This window comes from uncultured Microbacterium sp. (genome assembly GCF_947488465.1).
In the GTDB taxonomy this organism is placed as follows: domain Bacteria; phylum Actinomycetota; class Actinomycetes; order Actinomycetales; family Microbacteriaceae; genus Microbacterium.
In genome coordinates this window covers 123,024-143,383 of the sequence record NZ_CANKZA010000002.1, presented here as the reverse complement: position 1 = coordinate 143,383, position 20,360 = coordinate 123,024, and the positions used below count along the sequence as shown (strand labels likewise).

General features: G+C 68.8%; 19 protein-coding genes and 1 pseudogene. 6 read left to right on the top strand and 14 right to left on the bottom strand.

Annotation, left to right across the window (positions count from 1 at the left end; translation table 11 throughout):
* Positions 1-154 precede the first annotated feature (154 nt).
* Complete coding sequence (locus Q0653_RS05645; RefSeq protein ID WP_298943355.1) at positions 155-1,048, bottom strand: formate/nitrite transporter family protein; 894 nt, start codon at positions 1,046-1,048, stop codon at positions 155-157.
* Positions 1,049-1,259: 211 nt separating this feature from the next.
* Between Q0653_RS05645 and Q0653_RS05640 the strand changes: the two genes are divergently transcribed.
* Together Q0653_RS05640 and Q0653_RS05635 are read left to right on the top strand one after the other, a co-directional pair.
* A complete protein-coding gene (locus tag Q0653_RS05640) occupies positions 1,260-3,467 on the top strand; it encodes an AAA family ATPase (RefSeq protein ID WP_298943353.1) in 2,208 nt (735 codons plus the stop codon).
* Between the two features lie 26 nt (positions 3,468-3,493).
* Complete coding sequence (locus Q0653_RS05635) at positions 3,494-4,345, top strand: UbiA family prenyltransferase (protein ID WP_298943351.1); 852 nt, start codon at positions 3,494-3,496, stop codon at positions 4,343-4,345.
* On the opposite strand, the gene Q0653_RS05630 is transcribed toward Q0653_RS05635, so the two are convergent.
* The 4 genes from Q0653_RS05630 to Q0653_RS05615 form a co-directional block, all read right to left on the bottom strand.
* Positions 4,338-5,468 (bottom strand): NAD(P)/FAD-dependent oxidoreductase, encoded by a 1,131-nt coding sequence (locus Q0653_RS05630; RefSeq protein ID WP_298943349.1) that lies wholly within the window; start codon positions 5,466-5,468, stop codon positions 4,338-4,340. The two genes, Q0653_RS05635 and Q0653_RS05630, sit on opposite strands and share 8 nt — an antisense overlap.
* Positions 5,465-6,187, bottom strand: coding sequence for a methyltransferase (locus Q0653_RS05625; RefSeq protein WP_298943346.1), 723 nt, complete (start codon positions 6,185-6,187; stop codon positions 5,465-5,467). Before Q0653_RS05625 ends, Q0653_RS05630 begins: the two co-directional genes overlap by 4 nt.
* Positions 6,184-7,326 carry a type III polyketide synthase gene (locus Q0653_RS05620; RefSeq protein WP_298943344.1) on the bottom strand — a complete coding sequence of 381 codons (1,143 nt, stop codon included), beginning with the start codon at positions 7,324-7,326 and terminating at the stop codon, positions 6,184-6,186. Before Q0653_RS05620 ends, Q0653_RS05625 begins: the two co-directional genes overlap by 4 nt.
* A 67-nt stretch (positions 7,327-7,393) precedes the next feature.
* Entirely contained in the window at positions 7,394-7,975 is a 582-nt protein-coding gene (locus Q0653_RS05615; RefSeq protein WP_298740819.1) for a nitroreductase family protein, read from the bottom strand.
* A 175-nt stretch (positions 7,976-8,150) separates the two neighbouring features.
* Between Q0653_RS05615 and rraA the strand changes: the two genes are divergently transcribed.
* Positions 8,151-8,615 carry a ribonuclease E activity regulator RraA gene (gene rraA, locus Q0653_RS05610; RefSeq protein ID WP_298943341.1) on the top strand — a complete coding sequence of 155 codons (465 nt, stop codon included), beginning with the start codon at positions 8,151-8,153 and terminating at the stop codon, positions 8,613-8,615.
* 100 nt (positions 8,616-8,715) lie between these two features.
* Positions 8,716-8,838, top strand: a pseudogene (locus Q0653_RS05605) (VOC family protein); the annotation flags it as partial.
* 78 nt (positions 8,839-8,916) lie between these two features.
* Here Q0653_RS05605 and Q0653_RS05600 read toward each other — a convergent pair.
* The 4 genes from Q0653_RS05600 to Q0653_RS05585 form a co-directional block, all read right to left on the bottom strand.
* Complete coding sequence (locus Q0653_RS05600) at positions 8,917-10,008, bottom strand: ABC transporter permease (RefSeq protein ID WP_298943339.1); 1,092 nt, start codon at positions 10,006-10,008, stop codon at positions 8,917-8,919.
* Positions 10,005-10,889 (bottom strand): ATP-binding cassette domain-containing protein, encoded by an 885-nt coding sequence (locus Q0653_RS05595; RefSeq protein WP_298740813.1) that lies wholly within the window; start codon positions 10,887-10,889, stop codon positions 10,005-10,007. The genes Q0653_RS05600 and Q0653_RS05595 overlap by 4 nt, the downstream gene beginning before the upstream one ends.
* A gap of 96 nt (positions 10,890-10,985) precedes the next feature.
* Positions 10,986-11,648, bottom strand: coding sequence for a response regulator transcription factor (locus Q0653_RS05590; RefSeq protein ID WP_298943336.1), 663 nt, complete (start codon positions 11,646-11,648; stop codon positions 10,986-10,988).
* Complete coding sequence (locus tag Q0653_RS05585; protein WP_298943334.1) at positions 11,645-12,904, bottom strand: sensor histidine kinase; 1,260 nt, start codon at positions 12,902-12,904, stop codon at positions 11,645-11,647. The genes Q0653_RS05590 and Q0653_RS05585 overlap by 4 nt, the downstream gene beginning before the upstream one ends.
* Before the next feature lie 137 nt (positions 12,905-13,041).
* Between Q0653_RS05585 and Q0653_RS05580 the strand changes: the two genes are divergently transcribed.
* Positions 13,042-14,382 (top strand): hypothetical protein, encoded by a 1,341-nt coding sequence (locus Q0653_RS05580; RefSeq protein WP_298943332.1) that lies wholly within the window; start codon positions 13,042-13,044, stop codon positions 14,380-14,382.
* 13 nt (positions 14,383-14,395) lie between these two features.
* Here Q0653_RS05580 and Q0653_RS05575 read toward each other — a convergent pair whose 3' ends face one another.
* The 3 genes from Q0653_RS05575 to Q0653_RS05565 form a co-directional block, all read right to left on the bottom strand.
* Positions 14,396-15,235 carry an exodeoxyribonuclease III gene (locus Q0653_RS05575; RefSeq protein WP_298943330.1) on the bottom strand — a complete coding sequence of 280 codons (840 nt, stop codon included), beginning with the start codon at positions 15,233-15,235 and terminating at the stop codon, positions 14,396-14,398.
* A 151-nt stretch (positions 15,236-15,386) separates the two neighbouring features.
* A complete protein-coding gene (pntB, locus tag Q0653_RS05570) occupies positions 15,387-16,808 on the bottom strand; it encodes a Re/Si-specific NAD(P)(+) transhydrogenase subunit beta (RefSeq protein ID WP_298943327.1) in 1,422 nt (473 codons plus the stop codon).
* A complete protein-coding gene (locus tag Q0653_RS05565) occupies positions 16,805-18,337 on the bottom strand; it encodes a Re/Si-specific NAD(P)(+) transhydrogenase subunit alpha (protein ID WP_298943325.1) in 1,533 nt (510 codons plus the stop codon). The genes pntB and Q0653_RS05565 overlap by 4 nt, the downstream gene beginning before the upstream one ends.
* Before the next feature lie 85 nt (positions 18,338-18,422).
* Here Q0653_RS05565 and pyrE point away from each other — a divergent pair, with 85 nt between their 5' ends.
* Complete coding sequence (gene pyrE / locus Q0653_RS05560; protein WP_298943323.1) at positions 18,423-18,998, top strand: orotate phosphoribosyltransferase; 576 nt, start codon at positions 18,423-18,425, stop codon at positions 18,996-18,998.
* Between the two features lie 241 nt (positions 18,999-19,239).
* On the opposite strand, the gene Q0653_RS05555 is transcribed toward pyrE, so the two are convergent.
* Both Q0653_RS05555 and Q0653_RS05550 read right to left on the bottom strand, forming a co-directional pair.
* The gene (locus Q0653_RS05555) at positions 19,240-19,419 is read right to left on the bottom strand and encodes a hypothetical protein (RefSeq protein ID WP_298740797.1); all 180 of its coding nucleotides are present in this window, start codon (positions 19,417-19,419) and stop codon (positions 19,240-19,242) included.
* Positions 19,420-19,531: 112 nt separating this feature from the next.
* A complete protein-coding gene (locus Q0653_RS05550; RefSeq protein ID WP_298740795.1) occupies positions 19,532-20,341 on the bottom strand; it encodes an HAD-IIA family hydrolase in 810 nt (269 codons plus the stop codon).
* Positions 20,342-20,360 lie beyond the last annotated feature (19 nt).

Genomic DNA, 20,360 nt, shown 5'->3' with positions numbered 1-20,360 from the left:
GGGTGGGGCTGATGTGGCGCGCCCGGGCGGGTGCGCCATGCGACGGGGATGGGCGGGCTGAACGCGCCGGTCGTGGGGCCGCGCGGAATCGGCCTGGCGCGCGCCCACACACGGATGTGGCCCCACCCGAAGGCGGGGCCACAGTCGTATGCGATCAGACGCTGACGGGAACCGGTGCCGGCTCTTCGTCCGCGGCGACGGCCGGGGCGGCGGGACGCCGCGACGAGCCACCGCGCATCGTCGGGATCCGAGCCGGAGCGGTGCGCCCGTGCGTGATGTACAGGGTGAGTCCGACGAACGTGAGACCGCCGACGAGGTTGCCGATCACGGTGGGGATCTCGTTCCAGAGCAGGTAGTCCCACAGGGTGAAGTCGGCGCCGAGGAGCAGGCCCGAGGGGAACAGGAACATGTTGACGATCGAGTGCTCGAAGCCCATGTAGAAGAAGAGCATGATCGGCATCCACATGCCGATGACCTTGCCGACCAGGCTGTCGCTCATCATCGCCATGACGACGCCGGTGGAGACCATCCAGTTGCAGAGCACAGCGCGGACGAAGAGGGTCAACATTCCACCGAAGCCGTGGTCGGCGTATCCGACGGTGCGGCCGTGACCGATCTCGCCGATGGCGAGTCCGACGGCGCTCGGCTCACTCGTGAAGCCGTACGTGAAGTAGATCGCCATGAGCACGGCGACGAGGAAGGCGCCGATGAAGTTGCCGAGGAAGACGAGTCCCCAGTTGCGGAGGACTCCGCCGGTGCTGGCTCCCGGACGCTTGTCGATCCAGGCGAGCGGAGCGAGTGTGAACACCCCCGTCAACAGGTCGAAGCCCATGAGGTACAGCATCACGAATCCGACCGGGAAGAGGATCGCGCCGAGGAGCGGCTGGCCCGTCTGCACCGACACGGTGATGGCGAACGCGGCGGCCAAGGCGAGGATCGCGCCGCCCATGATGGCGCGGATGAGGGTGTCGCGGGTGGACATCAGGATCTTGCTGGCACCGGCATCCACCATGCGGGTGACCAGTTCAGCGGGTTTCACGTAGGACATCAGGACCTCCGAGGGCGCATGGGGTAGGGGTGAGTGTTGCTCCAGCATGGAGGGCGCGCGTTTCACCGACGCGCGCCGGATGTTGCGGGCCGGAAAAGCCCGGCTCACATCACGCGTGTCCGTCCGTGAGACTGGATCGCCGGGTCACGGTCTGCTAAACTTGAGCCAATGCGACTCAAGTTTGAGCGCACCAGATTTCAGGAGAAGCGACATGAACGCACAACCCGCACCCGGGCAGGAGGACCAGAAGAGCGCCCTCGAACAGTTCGGGATCAACCTCACCGACCGTGCCCGCCAGGGCAAGCTCGACCCCGTCATCGGCCGCGACAGCGAAATCCGTCGCGTCAGTCAGGTGCTCACGAGGCGGACGAAGAACAATCCCGTCCTCATCGGCGAGCCCGGCGTCGGCAAGACCGCCGTCGTCGAGGGTCTCGCGCAGCGCATCGTCGCCGGTGACGTGGCCGAATCGCTCAAGGACAAGCAACTCGTCAGCCTGGACATCTCCGCTCTCGTGGCCGGTGCGATGTACCGCGGCCAATTCGAAGAGCGACTCAAGAGCGTGCTCAAGGAGATCACCGAGTCCGATGGACGCGTGATCACCTTCATCGACGAACTGCACGTCCTGATGGGCGCCGGCGGTGGAGAGGGCTCCGTCGCCGCGTCGAACATGCTCAAGCCCATGCTCGCGCGCGGCGAACTACGGCTCATCGGTGCGACGACGCTCGACGAGTACCGCGAGTTCATCGAGAAGGATGCCGCTCTCGAGCGCCGTTTCCAGCAGGTCTACGTCGGCGAGCCGTCGGTCGAAGACACGATCGCCATTCTTCGAGGGCTGAAGGGGCGGTACGAGGCTCACCACGGCGTCACGATCAGTGACAGTGCGCTGGTGGCATCGGCGGCGCTGTCGAACCGGTATATCCCCAGTCGTCAGCTACCGGACAAGGCGATCGACCTCATCGACGAAGCCATGAGCAGGCTCAAGATGGAGATCGATTCGAGTCCCGTCGAGATCGACCAACTGCGTCGGAGCGTCGACCGGATGAAGCTCGAAGAGCTCGCCCTGAAGAAGGAGAAGGACGACGCCTCGAAGGAGCGTCGGGCGAAGCTGCGCGAGCAGATGGATGTCGCCGAAGCCGAGCTGGCCGTGCTTGACGCCCGGTGGGCACGGGAGCGCGCGGGCCTCAACCGCGTCGGTGAGCTCAAGAAGCAGCTCGACCAGGCTCAGACCGACCTCGAGCGCGCCATCCGTGAAGCCGATTACGCTCGCGCGTCGAAGTTGCAGTACGAGACCATCAAGCGCCTCGAGCAGGAGATCGCCGACGCCGAGCGGGCGGAAGCCGTCACGGCGGATGAACCGCGCATGGTCAACGAACAGGTGACCGACGAAGACATCGCCGCCGTCATCGCGGCGTGGACCGGCATCCCGGTCGGCCGCCTCTTGCAGGGCGAGAGCGAGAAGCTCGTGCACCTCGAGCAGGAACTCGGCAAGCGCCTCATCGGGCAGAAGGACGCCGTGAAAGCGGTGTCGGATGCCGTCCGTCGCTCGCGCGCGGGGATCAGTGATCCGAACCGGCCCACCGGGTCGTTCCTCTTCTTGGGCCCGACGGGCGTCGGCAAAACCGAGCTCGCGAAGGCGCTCGCGGAGTTCCTCTTCGACGACGAACGCGCCATGGTCCGCATCGACATGAGCGAGTACGGGGAAAAGCACTCCGTGGCGCGACTGGTCGGTGCCCCTCCGGGCTACATCGGCTACGAGCAGGGTGGTCAGCTCACCGAAGCCGTGCGCCGGCGCCCGTACGGGGTCGTGCTGCTCGACGAGGTCGAGAAGGCACACCCGGAGGTTTTCGATGTCCTGTTGCAGGTGCTCGATGACGGCCGTCTGACCGACGGTCAGGGGCGGACGGTCGACTTCACGAACACGATTCTGGTGCTGACGAGCAACATCGGCTCGCCGATCCTGATCGATCCGACGATGGCGATGGACGCCAAGCGGGAGCAGGTGATGGCGCTCGTCCGGCAGGTCTTCCGGCCTGAGTTCCTCAACAGACTCGATGACATCGTCATGTTCCAGCCGCTCAGCCACGATGACCTCGCCCAGATCGTCGAGCTCTCGGTCGATGCGCTGCAGCGCCGCCTGCACGAGCGCCGTCTCACGCTCGCCGTCACCCCGGATGCTCGTTCGTGGCTGGCCGAACGCGGCTACGATCCGATGTTCGGGGCGCGGCCGCTGCGGCGTCTGATCCAGTCCGAGATCCAGGATCGCCTCGCGATGGCTTTGCTCTCGGGGGGCGCCCGCGACGGACACATCATCCGGGTGGATGTGGCCGCCGACGGCAGCCAGTTGGTACTCACGAGCGCCGCGGCGACCGAGGGGAGCGATGACGACGACGTCGTCGAGGCAGAACTCCTCGACGAGTAGTCGGGGGTGGCGGGTACGGTCGGAGCATGCAGCTCGCACCTCTCGGCCGCACCGCCGGTGCACTCTGGCGGTGTAGCCACCCCGGACCGACACTTGTCGTGACGGTCCTCGCGCTCGTCCTCGGTGTGGCCGCGGGGGTGGATGCCGGACGGCTCGCGCTGCTGGGTGCGGCGGTCATCGCCGGGCAGCTGAGCGTCGGATGGTCCAACGATGCGATCGACGCGGCGCGCGATCTCATCGTTGATCGTCGCGACAAGCCGATCGCGCGCGGCGAGATCACAGCGAGGACCGTCTGGGTGGCAGCCGGCATCGCGGTCGGGCTCGCCGCAGCGCTGTCGGCGTTCCTGGGTCCGGTCTTCCTCGCCGTCCATGGGCTCGCGCTGGCTTCCGCGTGGGCGTACAACCTCGGACTGAAGAACACGGCGCTCTCGGTCGCCCCCTTCGTGCTGAGTTTCGGGCTCTTTCCTTCGCTCGCCACGCTGGCGCTCGCCACCCCGGTCGTCGCGGCGCCGTGGGCCACTCTCGCGGGCGCGACTCTCGGCATCGCCGTGCACTTCTCGAATGTCCTTCCCGACCTTGAAGACGATGCGCAGACCGGGGTACGGGGGCTCCCGCACCGGTGGGGAGCGCGGGCGAGTGCCGTGTGCGCCTTCGTCGCCGTCGAAGTCGGCGCGGTGATCGTGCTCCTCGGCCCCGTGGTGGGCGGCGAGCCTGTGCGACCGGCATCCCTCGGGGGAATCGTGCTCGTCACCGCCGTGGCCGTGATCGGCACCGTGCGCGCGCTGCGGCGCCCCGATCGCGCAGTGTTCCGACTGGTCATGTTGGCGGCGCTCCTGCTGGTCGCCCAGCTCGCGGTGACCGGCGTCGGCGTCAGCTGAACTGGCGCGCGGCGGGATCGAAGCCCATCGCGTAGGCGTGCGCGAGGAGGCGCTCCGCCGGGGTGGCCAGGGCGATCGCCACGGCTGGCGCGCCGCCCGCGCGCGACGGTCGTCCGAGCACCGTGTTGATCGCGCCGATGCGCGCCGCCCGGTCGGCGGCCCGCAGCCGGTCGCGCTCCCAGCCGCTGAGCTCCGCGGGGCCGGAACCCGAGCGCACGGCCGATGCCAGCAGCGGCGCAACGGTCACCGCATCGATCAAGCCCAGATTCATCCCCTGCCCGCCGATCGGACTCACTTCGTGTGCGGTGTCGCCGACCGCGAGCACGCGGCCGCGGCGCATCGCCACCAGGCGGGATCGTGCGACACCGAACGCCGACGCCGTCTCGACGGATGCTGCCGCCGCGTCGGACCCCGTGCGCCTCGCCACGGCCTCGCGCAAGCGCTCGGCATCCGTGCGCCCGTCGCCGCGCGGCGGCATCCAGGCGACGAATCGGCGACGACCACCGGGCAGGGGGAAGGACTCGAGCACGCCCGCACGATCCAGATACACGACCGCGCGCTCGCCGTCATGACCGGTATCGGCGCAGTCGGTCATCAGGTAGCGGTCGGGGTATCGGCGCCCCCTCACCGGTTGCCCCAGAAGAGTGCGCGCACGCAGTCCCCCCGCGACGACCACGACCCGCGCCGTGACGACGTCATCGCCGACGTGGATGTCCACGGCATCCGCCCGTGGGACGAGTGCGGTCACCCGGGCGCCATACCGCACGGGCGGCGCACCCCAGCGGGTAGCAGTGTGGGCGAGGGCGTGTTCGGTCGCGGATTGCGGCAGGGTCGCCACGAACGGATGCCGGCGGTGCAACCGGTCGAAGTGGACTTCTCCGAGGGAACGCCCCGCCCGCCGCGCCTCGCCCACGCTCACCCGGACAGCGTCGGCGAGAAGGCGCGCGGTCGCCCCGGAGTCTTCCATCGCGGAGAGCGCGGTGGCATGGAGGCCCACCGCACGTGCACCGGCACCGGCCTGGGTCCGCGCCTCGAAGCGGGTCGCCTCGACGCCGTGCCGTGCGAGTTCGGCCGCGAGGAGCGTCGCGACCGGCCCGCCGCCGACGATCGCGATATCGATCACGGCCGCTCCCCGCGCACGGCGAGCAAGCGGAAGGGACCGGGACGCAAGACCTGCCACCCCGAGGGAAGAGCGGGGGCGAGTTCTTGCGGCGTCCAGCTTCGACGGATCGAGCGGAGCCCGTCCGTCCGGAGGAAGCTGCCCGGTGCGAGCGGCGTGATCCCGACGGCGTAAGCCGCGTACGCGACGGGGGAGCGGGCGATGTCGGAGTGGACGACGAGCGCGCGCGCGAGTGCATCCGAGTCGTGGAGCACGCTCGCCAGCTCGGTGTCATCCAGGTGGTGCAGGACGTGGTTGGAGATCACGACATCGAAGCGGGGCGCACCGGTCGCGAGCTCGGCGACCAGATCGGAGCTGTGGGCGCGGCGGTACTGAGCATGATGGCCTTCTCGTGCCTGTGCGACGGCGAGCGAGCGGGGGTCGGGGTCGATGCCGAGGGCCTCGACCCCGGCACCGTCCGCGCGCGCCAGCGCGATGAGGCGCTCGAGCACATCGCCCCCGCCGCAACCGATATCGAGCATCCGCAGGGCGGTGCCCGCCGCTGCGCTCCGTCGGGCGAGAGGCCTGATGTGCTCCCGGTAGACGCCGCCCCACCCGGAGACCAGCCGATTGACCACCGCGAACCGTTCGAGCGTGCGCCGAAGCCGGGTCGGATCGCACGCGGGGTCGTCCATGAGCTCACGCAGCGCCGTGTCGCGCCGCGCGAATCCGACGGCACTCATCGTGCGGGAATCGATGTCGCGCTCTCGGGCGTGGGTGTGTGTGGACCGGTGGGCGCCGGGGCGCGTACCGTCATCAGAGCCGATTCGACCGTGAGGCCCGGCGCGAAGGCGAGGGCCAGCATCCGTGCGCCGTCCGGAGTCGCCGGGTCGACCAGCATCCGCTGCAGGATGAACAGGATCGTGGCCGACGACATGTTGCCGTAGGTGCGCAGAACGTCGCGTGAATGCCGGAGAGCATCGCCCTCCAGCCCGCACGCCGCCTCGACGCGGTCCAGGATGCTGCGCCCGCCCGGGTGCACCGCCCAGAGGTCGACCGGGCCTTCGCCGAGCAGCGGACGGAGCGCGTTTTTCACCTCACGTCCGACGATGCGGGGGACTTCGGCCGTCAGCGTCATCTCGAAACCGTGGTCACCGATCGTCCAGCCCATCGCCGACTCACCGTCGTCGGTGATCGCCGTGGCGAATCGGTCCAGTTGCAGGTGGGGGATGCCGGCTGACGGCGACGCGGTCACGATCGCTGCCGCCGCGCCGTCGGCGAAGACCGCCGACGACACGATCTGGTCGGGGTCAGCTGACGAGCGCAGGTGGATCGTGCAGATCTCGGCGCACACCACGAGAACGAGTGCGGACGGGTCGGTGGCGCAGATCCGCGCCGCGGAGCGCAGGGCGGGGAGCGCGGCCGCACACCCGAGGAACCCGAGGTGCTCGCGCGACACCGTCGGCGTGAGGCCCAGATCCCGGACGAGGCGAAACTCCGGACCCGGGGCGAAGAACCCTGTACACGATGCGGTGACGATGTGGGTGACCTCGTCCGCGCGCACTCCGGCACGGTGCAGGGCGTCGCGGGCGGCGGCGGCGAAGAGCCCCGGCGCTTCGCGCGCATAGACCGCGTTGCGCACGCCGGTCGCCGGCATCCCGATACGGCGCGTGTCGGCGTCGACGAACGCCGACCCGCCAGCGACGAGTTCGGGCAGGACGGTGTGACGGGTCTCAATGGCCGAATGATCGAACGCGGCGGCGATGATCCGCCGGGTGACCCGGTCGAGACTCGGCTGCGCGGCGAACAGATCGCGGACGTCCTCCTGCGTCAGCCGGGTGTCTGGAACGGCGGTGCCGATGCCGATGATCGATGCGCTCATCAGCGCAGACTAAGCCGCTTTCCATGCACCGCGATACCCGTTGTCGTCAACGGAGATGTGTGCTGTGTCAGGCGTTGACGACGAGCGACTCGGCGATGGGCCTGCGAGTGCGGGGGGTGAGCTCACGCTCGCGCAGTTGCTCGGGCGCACTGTCGATGTCACCGAGCGCGCCGACCGCCATCACGGTGACAGCGGCCAGCTCGTCGCCGAAGGCGAAGGACTCGGCGACGGCATCACGGTCGAATCCGCCCATCTGGTGGGTGAACAGGCCGGAGGCGTGCGCCTGCACCGTGAAATGCGCGGCTGCCTGACCCGCGTCGTACGCGGCCCAGGCGAGCGGCTTTCCGTCGAGCGAGCTCATGGTCGCGAAGACCACCAACGCGGCGGCATGAGCCGCCCAGCTCTGGTTGAAACCCACCAGCGCATCGACGATGGCCGCGTGTTCGGCGGTACCGCGCCGCGCGACGACGAAACGCCAAGGCTGGGTATTGTTCGCCGAGGGCGCCCAACGGGCTGCTTCGAGTGCACTCGCGAGTGCCGATTCGTCGATCGGTGTGCGGGGGTCGAAGATCCGTGTGCTCCAGCGTTCGGCCAGCACGTCGAGGATCGGCGCGTCGGTCTGGGCGGTGTGGTCGGCGATCATGCTCATGGCGTCTCCTTGCAGATGGTGCGGCAGGGACACCGTCGGCCCATTCCCATTCAACTGTATGCACCCTCATGGTGTTCCGGCTGAGTGGTCCGATTTCTTGCATCCGCAGAAGTCGGACCGATCTTCTTTCCCGCCTCGCCGGCGATCGCGTCGACGCCGGCTCTACCGTGAGGACATGATCTCCACTGCTGACCTCTTCGACGAGCGTGGCGACGAGGTCGCCTCGCTCGCTCTGCAGCTGCACGACCTGGGCGGACGCGTCATTTTCGACGGGCCGATCCGCACCGTCCGGTGCCACCGTGACAACGCGCTGGTGAAGCAGATCCTCGCCACCCCGGGAGAGGGTGCCGTCCTGGTGGTCGACGGGGGTGGATCGCTCGAGTCCGCGCTCGTGGGTGACCTGATCGCGGCATCCGCGGTCGCCCACGGCTGGGCCGGGATCGTCGTGCACGGCGCGATCCGCGACCGTGCCGTGATCGCGACCCTGCCGCTCGGGGTCAAGGCCCTCGGCTCGAATCCCCGCCGGAGCGCGAAGAGCGGTGTCGGGGAGGTCGATGTGCCGGTCGTGATCGCGGGTGTCCGCTTCACGCCCGGGCGCCATCTCTGGGCCGACGCCGACGGCATCCTCATCGAGCAGTGATGAGGCCCTCGACAGCGTCACCCTGCGGGCCGATACTGATCGGATCGGCCGCGTGCGCGACCGGGATCGGATGTGATCATGGTTCTGATCGCGGGTGAAGATCTACACCGATCCCGACTTCGGGACGGATGGGCGAGGCATCTCTCGGGGATCCGGTGGACCCGACATCGCCTGGTTCCGTGACCCCGCGGGCAACATCCTCTCGGTGATCGTCGATAGCTGAGAAGCCGTCATTCTCGTCGGCGACAGCCACACGCCGCCGACGAGAGGCTCCTCATCGGCGGCGTGATGACCCGGCTCGTCAGCCGGCGAGAGCCTCGGCGAGCTTGACGCGGGCGCCCATACGCAGGATCGAGTTCTCGTAGATCTTCGCGCCGACCCAGATCGCCGCGGCACACGTGATGAGCAGGATCGCGAGCGACAGGAGCGGCTCCCACCACTCGGCCTCACCGAGGAAGACGCGCACCGGCATGCCCACGGGAGCCGAGAACGGCACGTACGACATGATCGTGAGCAACAGCGAGTTGTCGTTGAAGAAGACGACGAGCAGGTACGGCGCCATGACGAGGAAGGTCAGCGGGGTCGTCGTCGAGCCGATGTCCTCCTGGCGCGAGACCATCGCACCGGCGGCCGCGAACAGCGCCGCCAGCAGAATGAACCCGAAAAGGAAGAACACGGCGAACCACACCAGCGGCGCGCCGAGGCCCGTGAGCAGCTCGCTCTGCCCGGTGACGGTGAGCCCGACGATCGCGATCGCGGCGAGGCCGATGATCTGGCCGACCGCGAGCACGGTGTTGCCGATCACCTTTCCGGCCAGAAGTGCGCGCGTCGGAATCGCCGAGATCAGCAGCTCGACAACGCGGGTCTGCTTCTCCTCCACCACGGACTGCGCGATGGTCGACCCGAAGGTCAACGCGGCCATGAAGAAGATGATCCCGAACCCGAAGCTGACGATGTAACGGAGGAACGGATCGGTTCCTTCCGTGGTCAGCAGCTCCACCGGCGGGCTGGCGCTCAGCAGCGGCATGAGGCCGGACGGGATCTCGGTGTCACCCACGAGTGTGAACGAGAAGTCGCCGGTCCCACCGGGGACGAGGGCCGCATCGACATCGCCGGAGCGGACGAGGTCGCGGGCGGCTTCGGCATCGGCGGCTTCGGTGACGTCGAGTGCCTGGTCGAAGTCGGCCACGACCGCGGCGGTGTCGGGGGTGACAGCGACCGGGATGCGGGAGTCGCTCTGGGCCGTGAAGCCGCCCCACAGCACCCCGACGAGAGCGATCGCGAACAAGATGCCGGTCGAGATCAGAAAAGCCTTGCTGCGCAGCTTCGAGCCGACTTCACGCTCGGTGACCAGCCACACGCTCTGGGCGAAGGTGGGGGTGGACGCGTTCACTGGATGACCTCCTTGAAGATCTGGGCGAGGGACGGGCGGCGGGGCGCGAAGCTGGCGACATCGCCGCCGTCGACAGCGCGACGGAGCACCCGCTGGGCGGTCTGGTCGGAGTCGACGTCGAACAGGGCGTAGCCGCCGTCGAAGTCGACGACCTCGACGCCGGGCTCGTCGCGGAGCCAGCCCGCGTCACCGGCCGAGACGAGTTCGAACCGACGCTGGGAGTGCTGCGTGCGCAGTGACTCGCGGTCGCCGGTGGCGCGGATGGTGCCCCCGGCGATGATGACCAGATCATCGCAGAGGCGCTCGACGACGTCGAGCTGGTGCGAGGAGAAGAGCACGGCGACACCGTTGGCAGCCCGCGCCTGGAGAACGCCGGCCACGACGTCGACAGCCAGAGGGTCAAGACCCGAGAACGGTTCGTCGAGAATCAACACCTGAGGGTCGTGCACGAGCGCTGCGGCGATCTGTGCGCGCTGCTGGTTGCCGAGCGACAGCGTCTCGATGTTGTCGTTCAGCCGCTCACCGAGCCCCAGCTCATCGAGCAGCGCCGTCGCGCGGACCGTGGCATCCGCCTTTGAGAACCCGTGGAGGCGTGCGAGATACACGATGTGCTCGAGCACCCGCATCCGTGGGTAGAGCCCGCGCTCCTCCGGCATGTAACCGAACCGGCGTCGGTCGGTTGCGGTCACGGGCGTGCCGTTCAAGGTGACCTCGCCGCCGTCGCGGGCGAGCACGCCGAGGACGATCCGCATCGTGGTGGTTTTGCCGGCGCCATTGCCGCCGACGAAGCCGGTCAGGCGGCCTTCCGCGACGCGAAAGCCTACGTCATCGAGCACACGGCGCCCGCCGTAGCTCTTGGTGATTGCGGTCAGTTCGAGCATCAGAACTCCCTTTCGTCGTCTCTCCACCGTACGAAGCGGCCGCGCGCGGCGCCTCCACCGAGCGAGGGAGATCCGGCGCCCCGTGCGGGGGAGTGCTCAGGTGAGCCCGTGCTGGTGGGCGTAGACGACCGCCGCGACGCGGTCGCGGGCGCCGAGCTTCTGCAGCACGTTCGAGACGTGCGTCTTCACGGTCGCTTCACCGATGAACAGCTCGCGGGCGATTTCTGCGTTGCTGCGCGCTTGCGCGAGGAGGCGCAGCACCTCGCTCTCGCGCTCCGTGAGGTCCAGAGCCGGGCTGTCAGGCGCGGGCTGCGGCGGTGCGGGGCGCGCATCCGGAGCAGACGTGAAGCGCTCGATGACCCGTTTGGTGACGGCGGGTGCGAGCAATGCGTCGCCCGCCGCGGCAACGCGCACGGCGGCGATGAGTTCTTCGGGACCGGCGTTCTTCAAGAGAAACCCGCTGGCTCCGGCCGCCAGCGCCTGGAACAGGTAGTCGTCCCGGTCGAAGGTCGTGACGATCACAACGGATGCCGCATTCCCCGCTCCGGACACGATCCGGCGCGTGGCTTCGAGCCCGTCCATGTCGGGCATCTGGACGTCCATGCAGATGACGTCGGGGGTCAGATCGCGGACGGCGGCGATCGCGTCGACGCCCGTCGCAGCTTCGCCGACGACCTCGATGTCCCCGGCGGTGTGCAGGATCATCCGAAAGCCGGCACGCATGACGGCGTGGTCATCGACCAGCAGCACGCGGATCATCGGGCGACTGCGCTCTGCAGCGGAACGCGGGCGCGCACGAGGAAGCCTCCGCGTTCGCGGGGCCCGGCATCCAGCGTGCCGCCGGATGCCGCCGCCCGCTCTCGCATGCCGACGAGTCCGAGGCCCGCGCGCCCGCCGAGCGGCCTTCGGCCGACATTGACCACCTCGAGTTCGAGGGCATCGGGCGTGTACCGCAGACGGAGATCGGCGGCCGCACCGGGGCCGCCGTGGCGGCGAGCATTCGTGAGGGCCTCCTGGGCGATGCGGTACAGATTCACCTGCACGAGTTCGGGAGCATCGACCGGCTCACCCACGATGGTGAGGGTCGTCGGCAGGCCATTGCTGCTGGCGTGTTCGACGAGTGCGGGAAGCGCCGCGAGCTGGATGGTCGATCCGGTCGGCGCGTCGGCGTCGGTGGTCGACGGTGTGCGCAACGTGTCGAGGAGCTGGCGGAGTTCGGTCAGCGCGTCGCGCGCCGATTGCTCGACCGCCGAGAGCGCGACCTCCGCAGCGGCGGGGTCCCGCGCCAGCACAGCGCGTGCGGCGCCGGCTTGCACCCCCATCGCCGAGACGTGGTGGGCGACGACGTCGTGGAGCTCACGGGCGATCTGCACGCGGTCGAGGGCGACGGCTTGCGCCGCCGACAACTCGCGCTCGCGTTCGAGTTCGGCGGTCCGCTCGTGGAGGGAGATGTGAGAGCGCGCCTGCGCGTACGCCCGCTCGCCGAAGAAATAGGCCCCGCCGAAGAAGGCGGCGTTCACGAGAAACTGGATCACGATGTACGCCGCGTACGGCGAGAACAGCCCGGCGCGCGACAGCCCGTCGTCATCGGGCGAAGTCGCGGCCTGGAAGGTGGTCACGAGCAGCCAGGCGAACATGCCGACCACGACGGCGACGCGTGCGATGGTCGCTCGGCGACGATCGTCGACCCAGGCGCCGACCGTGTACATCGCGATGAACAACGACACGTTGCCGACGTACACCTCGGGGATGCGTGCGGACACACCGATGAAGAACACGACGGCGATGATCAGCAAAACCGTGACGGGGTAGCGGCGACGGGCGGCGATCGGCAGGGTGAGGCCGGCCGCGTACAGCAGCGCCCACGCGAAGTTCGGCGTCGTGTCGCCGTAGAAACCGGCGACCTGGCCGAGCCACGCGCTGATGATCGCCCCGACGAACAGGGCGATTGCGAGCCAGATGTCGCGCCGAATCTCGATCGGAGTCGCTCCGGGGCGCATGACGGCAGTGCTCATTCCTCAAAACTACGCGGGGCTCTTCCCGCGGGCCTCCCCCGCACGGCGGAGCCGCGGCATCCGTGTGCACCCGATTGACAGAGAACGGACAGCCAACGGAAACCTTCTCTTCCGGCATCCGTCCTAGCGTCGGTGAGGTGACGAGACTCGACGGGGGCACGCGTGTGCCCGAACGGCTGACCGTGCTCTCTCAGCGGCTCGGCGCGTGGGGCATGACTCGTCGCGGATTGCTGTGGGGATTCGCCGCCGTGCACGTCGTGTACCTGATCGGCCTGCTGCATGTGATCCTCTTCGGTGGCACGCAGGGGGATCTGCCGCTCTACCGGTTGTGGGCCATGCAGGCGCTCCACGGGCAATGGCCCGTGATCGACGACCCGTGGGTGTACCCGGCCGGCGCGCTCGTGCCGATCGTCGTGCCGATCGTCGCTGGCGCGTACAACTACCAACTCGTGTGGCTGGTCCTGGTCGCCGCCGCCAACATACTCGCGATCCTTGCTCTCACCGGTGGAATGCGTCGCTTGTCCGGCTATCCCGCGGCCTGGTACTGGCTGCTGATCCAGATCTTGCTGGCGCCGGTGTCGATGCTGCGCCTCGAGGCGTTCTCAGCGCCGCTCGCGATCGCAGCCCTCGTGTACGTCGCGCGGCGACCCGCGGTGGCCGGTGCCCTGATCGCCGCCGGCGCGTGGATCAAGGTGTGGCCGGTGGCTCTCGCCGCCGCCGCCGTCACGGTGTCGTCACGCCGACGGGGGATCATCTTCGGCGGGATCGGCGTCTCGGCAGTCGTGGCCGGGGTCGTCGTGGCGTTCGGTGGTGCCTCGAATCTCTTCAGCTTCATCACGATCCAGAGTGATCGCGCGGTCCAGTTGGAAGCACCGGTTGCGACCCCGTGGGTGTGGGCGACGGTGCTGGGGATTCCCGGATCGCAGATCCGGAACAACATCGAGCTCGCCACGCGCGAGGTCACGGGGCCCGGCGAACACCTCGCCGGGCAGCTCGTGGGTGTAGCCATGCCGATCGCGTTCGCGCTGATCGTGGTGCTGCTCTGGCACGCGCGTCGTGCCACGATGCGTGCCGGCCGACTGACGCCGGGCTTCGAGCAGCGGCTGATCGTGCGGGGATCGTTTGCGCTCGTGGGGGCCCTCATCATCTTCAACAAGGTCGGTTCACCGCAGTACATGCTGTGGCTCACGCCGATCGTCGCTGTCGGGCTGGCCGTCGAGCCGGACGCGTGGCGTTCGGTCGCGTGGTGGATGGCCGGAATCTCGGTGGCCACGACCATCGTCTTCCCGATCCTCTACATGCCGCTCGTCGACGCCGATCCCGTCGCGGCCTCTGTGCTGTTGGCGCGCAACGTCATGCTCGTCGGCGTCTTCGCGGTCAGCGTCGCCGGCCTCTGGCGGATGGGGGCGGTCGCTCCGACGCGTGCGCTCGCTCCGGCATCCCTCGCCGTGACGGGTGCTGTCGCGACGCAGGTGTGAGGGCTCGGCGCGGCTACCAGATCATCGGGCGGTCGTCGTCGTCCGGACCGGTGAGGTCGAGATCGACGACCACGGGAACGTGGTCGCTCGGGATCTCGCCCTTGCGTTCGTCGCGGTGGATGCCGGCGCCCACGACCGCATCCGCGAAGGCGCGCGAGCCCAGGATGAAGTCGATGCGCAGGCCCTCGTTGCGGGGGAAGCGCAGCTGCTTGTAATCCCAGTAGGTGTAGCCGGTCGGCACGAGGGGGCGCACGGTGTCGGAGAGCCCGGCATCCAGCAGCGACTGGAATGCTGCGCGCTCGGGCGGTGAGACGTGCGTCGAGACGCCCTCGACCAGCGTCGGGTCGCCGTTGTCGGCGTCCGTCGGGGCGATGTTGAAGTCGCCGGTCAGGGCGAGCGCGAGGTCGGGGTTCGTGCGGAGGCTGTCGGCCGTGTAGCCCCGCAGGGCCTCGAGCCAGGCCAGCTTGTACGTGTAGTGCGGATCGTCGAGCGAACGCCCGTTCGGGACGTACAGGCTCCAGACCGTGACCCCGCCGACCGTCGCGCCGATCGCGCGCGCCTCCTGCGGCGCGTCGGGGCCGTCGTATCCCTTCTGGAATCCGGGCATACCGGGAAAGCCGATCTGCAGGTCCTCGAGCGGTTCACGACTCGCAATCGCCACGCCGTTCCATTGGTTCAGTCCGTGCGCCTCGACCGTGTACCCCGCCGCCTCGAACTCGGCGTAGGGGAACTGCTCGGGCTTGCACTTGATCTCCTGCATCGCGAGCACGTCGATGTCCTCGCGCACGGCGAATTCGACGGTGCGCGCGACCCGCGCGCGGATGGAGTTGACGTTCCAGGTGGCCACACGCATGCCTCCCAGCGTATCCGCCGGTGCCTCTCCCACCCGCCGCCGCGAGACACCATCCGTGCACCGAGACATCTGCTGGCGTGCGGTGTCTCGGTGCACCACCGGTGTTTCGCGGCCGGGCGACGGGCCGGGCGACGCGGCGGGGCGACGCGGGTCAGAGGGCGCGGAGGATGTCTTCCACGCGCTGTTTCGCGTCGCCGAAGAGCATCTGGGTGTTCTCGCGCCAGAACAGGGGATTCGCGACACCGGCGTAACCGGAGGCCATCGACCGCTTGAAGACGACGACGTCAGTGGCATCCCAGACGTGGAGCACCGGCATCCCGGCGATCGGCGAGGAGGGATCGTCGGTGGCGGCCGGATTGACGGTGTCGTTCGCGCCGATCACGAGCACGACATCGGTGCCGGCGAAGTCGTCGTTCACCTCATCCATTTCGAACACGATGTCGTACGGCACGCGCGCTTCGGCGAGGAGCACGTTCATGTGTCCCGGCAGACGCCCCGCGACGGGGTGGATGCCGAAGCGCACAGCGACTCCGCGATCGCGCAGCCGCTGTGTGAGATCCGCCACCGGGTACTGCGCCTGCGCGACGGCCATCCCGTACCCCGGCGTGATCACGACCGACCGGGCGGTGCGGAGGAGCTCGGCGACGCCCGCGGCATCGATCTCGCGGTGCACGCCGTGGTCTTCGGCATCCGCCCGTGGAGCCTCGATGCCGAACCCGCCCGCGATCACCGACAAGAATGACCGATTCATCGCCCGACACATGATGTAGCTGAGGTAGGCGCCGGATGATCCCACGAGCGCGCCGGTGACGATCAGCAGATCGTTGTTCAGCAGGAAGCCGGCCGCGGCCGCCGCCCAGCCGGAGTAACTGTTGAGCATCGAGACGACGACCGGCATGTCGCCGCCGCCGATCGAGGCGACCAGGTGCCAACCCAGCGCGAGCGCGAGGACCGTCACCGCGATCAGCAGACCGAGCGTCGGCGTGATGACGTACCAGACCGTGAGCGCGACGAAGAGGGCCAGGGCGCCGATGTTCAGGGCGTTCTTGCCCGGGAGGACGAGCGGCGCCGACGACATACGTCCCGACAGCTTGAGGAACGCGACGATCGACCCGGTGAAGGTCACGGCGCCGATGAAGACGCCGATGAACACTTCGGCGTGGTGGATGCCGGCCAGCTCCGGTGCGACGCCCTCGGCGTACAGGTGACCGTTCCAGCCGACGAGTACGGCGGCCAACCCCACGAAGGAATGCAGGAGGGCGATGAGTTCCGGCATCCCGGTCATCTCGACCACCCGTGCGCGCCACAAGCCGATCCCGCCGCCGACGAGCACGGCGGCCAGGAGGAGGCCGACCCCGAAGAACGCCGTCGTGTCGTCAGGGACGAGCGCGCCATTCGCGATCACGAGGGCGAAGGTCGCCACGAGCGCGATCGTCATGCCGGCGACGCCGTAGGTGATGCCGCGGCGTGCGGACTCCTGCTTGCTGAGTCCGCCGAGCGCGAGGATGAACAGCAGTGCCGCGACGATGTACGCCGCCGTCGCGACGGACTGCGCGAGGGCGATGCCGTTCACGAGCGGTCACCCTTCTGGAACATCGCGAGCATCCGCCTCGTCACGGCGAACCCGCCGAAGATGTTGATGGATGCCAGCAACACCGCGACGGCCGCGAGTACCTGCACGAGCGGATCGGCCACGACGATCTGCGTCATCGCGCCGACGATGATGATGCCGCTGATGGCGTTCGTCACGCTCATGAGCGGCGTGTGCAGGGCGTGGGCGACCTTGCCGATGACGGAGAAGCCGATCACGACCGACAGCGTCAGCACGAGGAAGTGCTGGGGGAGCGGCGCCGGCGCGAACGCGCAGACGAGGAAGAGCACCGTGATCCCGAGCGAGATCAGCCCGGTCTTCACACGCGAGGACATCTTCTTCCTCGCGGGAGCCGGTTCTACGGCGGCGGCCGGGGCGGCGGGTGCCGATACCTGCACGGGCGGGGGCGGCCAGGTGACCTCACCGCCACGGGTCACCGTCACGGCGCGTTGGACGATGTCGTCCTCGTCGAGGGTGAGCACCCCATCCTTCTCGGGCGTGAGCAGGGTGAGGAGGTTCACGAGGTTTGTGCCGTAGAGCTGCGACGCCTGCTGCGGGAGGCGTCCGGCGAGATCGGTGTACCCGAGGATCACGACGCCGTTCGCGGTCACGACGCGCTCTCCGGCGCGGGAGCCTTCGACGTTTCCGCCCTGCCCGGCGGCCATGTCGACGATGACGCTGCCCGATTTCATGCTGGCGACATCGGCCGCCGTCAGCAGGCGCGGCGCTGAGCGGCCCGGGATGAGCGCCGTCGTGATCACGATGTCGACGTCGGTCGCCTGCTCGCTGTAGATCTCAGCCGCGCGGCGGTCGTACGCCTCGCTCGTGGCTTTCGCGTACCCGTCGGCGGATGCCTCGACCGCCACATCGACGGGCAGATACGTGCCGCCGATCGAGGCCACCTGGTCGGCGACCTCGGGTCGCGGGTCGATGGCGCGGACGATCGCGCCGAGACTCGAGGCCGCGCCGATCGCCGCGAGACCGGCCACTCCGGCTCCGGCGACGAGCACTTTCGCCGGCGGCACTTTGCCCGCGGCCGTGACCTGCCCTGTGAAGAAGCGGCCGAACTCGTGCGCGGCCTCGACGACAGCGCGGTAGCCGGCGATGTTCGCCATCGAACTCAGGACATCCATCGACTGTGCACGCGAGATGCGTGGGACGGCATCGAGGGCGAGTGCCGTGATGCCCTGGGCAGCGAGCCGCTCGAGCAACTCGGGATGCAGCGCCGGACTCAGCAGTGCGATCACGGTCGCGCCCGGACGCAGGAGCGTGCTCTCCGCGTCTGTCGGCGCGTTCACCTTCAGGACGATGTCGGCAGCCCACACCTCGCTCCGAGGAGCGACCGTCGCGCCGGATTCGATGTAGGCGGAGTCGGCGAACGAGGAGCGGGCGCCGGCATCCGTTTCGACGAGGACGTCGTAGCCGAGCCCGCGGATCTTCGCGGCCGTCACCGGAGAGACGGCGACGCGGTTCTCGCCGGGCTGCTCAGCGACGATGCCGATGCGGGCCATGGTGCTCCTCTGCTCGCGTCCGACACTAGCGCGACGATGTGGTCAGGCCACAAGGCTAGCGGATGCGGCGTCCTAGAATCGACGCATGACCCTCGCCTCCACTCCCGCTCTCGAGAACGACCGTCAGACGCTGATCGGGCTGATCCAGGACGAGGCCGTCTTCCATGGCGACTTCACCCTGTCGAGCGGCAAGAAGGCGACCTACTACGTCGACATGCGCAAGCTCACGCTCGACCACCGCGCGGCCCCCGCGATCGGACGGCTCGTCCTCGACGTGGTGCGCGATCTCCCGGTGGATGCCGTAGGCGGTCTCACGCTCGGTGCCGACCCGATCGCGAATGCTGTGCTGCACGCCTCGGTGCAGACCGGTACCCCGGTGGATGCGTTCGTCGTCCGCAAGGAGCCGAAGGACCATGGCCGTGGCCGGCAGATCGAGGGTGCCGAGGTCGCGGGAAAGCGTGTCGTGATCGTCGAGGACACCTCGACCACCGGACAGTCGCCGCTGAAGGCCGCGGAGGTCGCGCGCGCGGCGGGCGCCGAAGTCGTTGCGGTCGTCACGGTCGTCGACCGGAAGACCGGCGCTCAGGCCGCGGTCGAAGCTGCCGGATACACCTGGCGTTCGGTCATCGACCTGGCCGACCTGGGCCTCGCCCCGCAGTGATACGAGCCGGGTCAATGCCGCGGAGCGGCGTTGAGGCGGCTGCGTATCAGGTTGAGTAGCGGCGCGAAGCGCCGCGTATCGAAACCTCGCGCCCACGCACACACCCACCCACCCACGCACCACCCACGCGAGCCGACACCTTGTGCGCGAGCCGACAGGCTCTGGGCGCGCAAAAGGTGTCGGCTCGCGCACATCTATGCGGTTCGGTCGCGGTGGTGGCGGCAGTTGCGCGCCGGGCAGCTCAGCGGAAGGCGGGCAACTGCGACGCGAGGGCGAGCATGAGCCCCAGCAGGGTCAACAGCACGAGCGCGCGCCCGTTCGGCAGGGGCGTCCCCTGCGGAGCATCGCGCCGCGCGCGCAGGAACAGTACGAGCGTGATGAGCAGGACCGCGAGCGCCGACACCGCGAGGAACAGCGCCATCAGCTGTCGTCCCCGCGTCCGCGACCACGGAAGTACTGGATCGCGAAGGCGACCATCGTTCCGACGAGGACGACACCGGTCGCGGCGAACAGGAGCGTCTGCTCGAACTCGGTCACAGCCCCTCCGGCATTTCCGATTCGAGGGGCACCTCACGCAGGAGATCGGCCACGGAGTCGAGGATCTCGTCGGGGCGGAACGGATACCGCTCGATCTCGGCGTCATCCGCGATTCCGGTGCGCACCAGAATCGTGTGCAGGCCCGCTTCGATCCCCGCGACGACATCGGTGTCCATGCGGTCGCCGATCATGCCGGTGTTCTCGGAGTGCGCGCCGATGCGGTTCATCGCCGAGCGGAACATCATGGGGTTGGGCTTGCCGACGACGTAGGGGGCTTTGCCCGTCGCGTGGGTGATGAGGGCGGCAAATGACCCGGTCGCCGGGACGACACCCGACGGGGTGGGCCCGGTGGCATCCGGGTTCGTGATGATGAAACGCGCGCCCGCGTTGATGTACCGGATCGCCTGAGTGATGCGGTCGAACGAGTAGTTGCGGGTTTCGCCGATGACGACATAGTCGGGATGCGTCTCGGTCATGACGTACCCCGCTTCGTGGAGCGCCGTCGTCAGTCCCGCTTCACCGATCACGAAGGCGGTGCCGCCCGGATGCTGCGACTTCAGGAACTCGGCGGTCGCCAGCGCCGACGTCCAGATGCGATCCTCTGGCACCTCGAGTCCCGAGATCCTCAGGCGGGCGCTGAGATCGCGCGGTGTGTAGAACGGGTTGTTGGTGAGCACGAGGAACGGGATTCCCTCGCTGCGCCATTGCGCCAGCAACTCTGCAGCGCCGGGGATGGGCTTGTTCTCGTGGACGAGAACCCCGTCCATGTCGGTCAACCAGCATTCGATATCGGCGCGTGTCCGCATGGGGCCCAGCCTAGTGCCG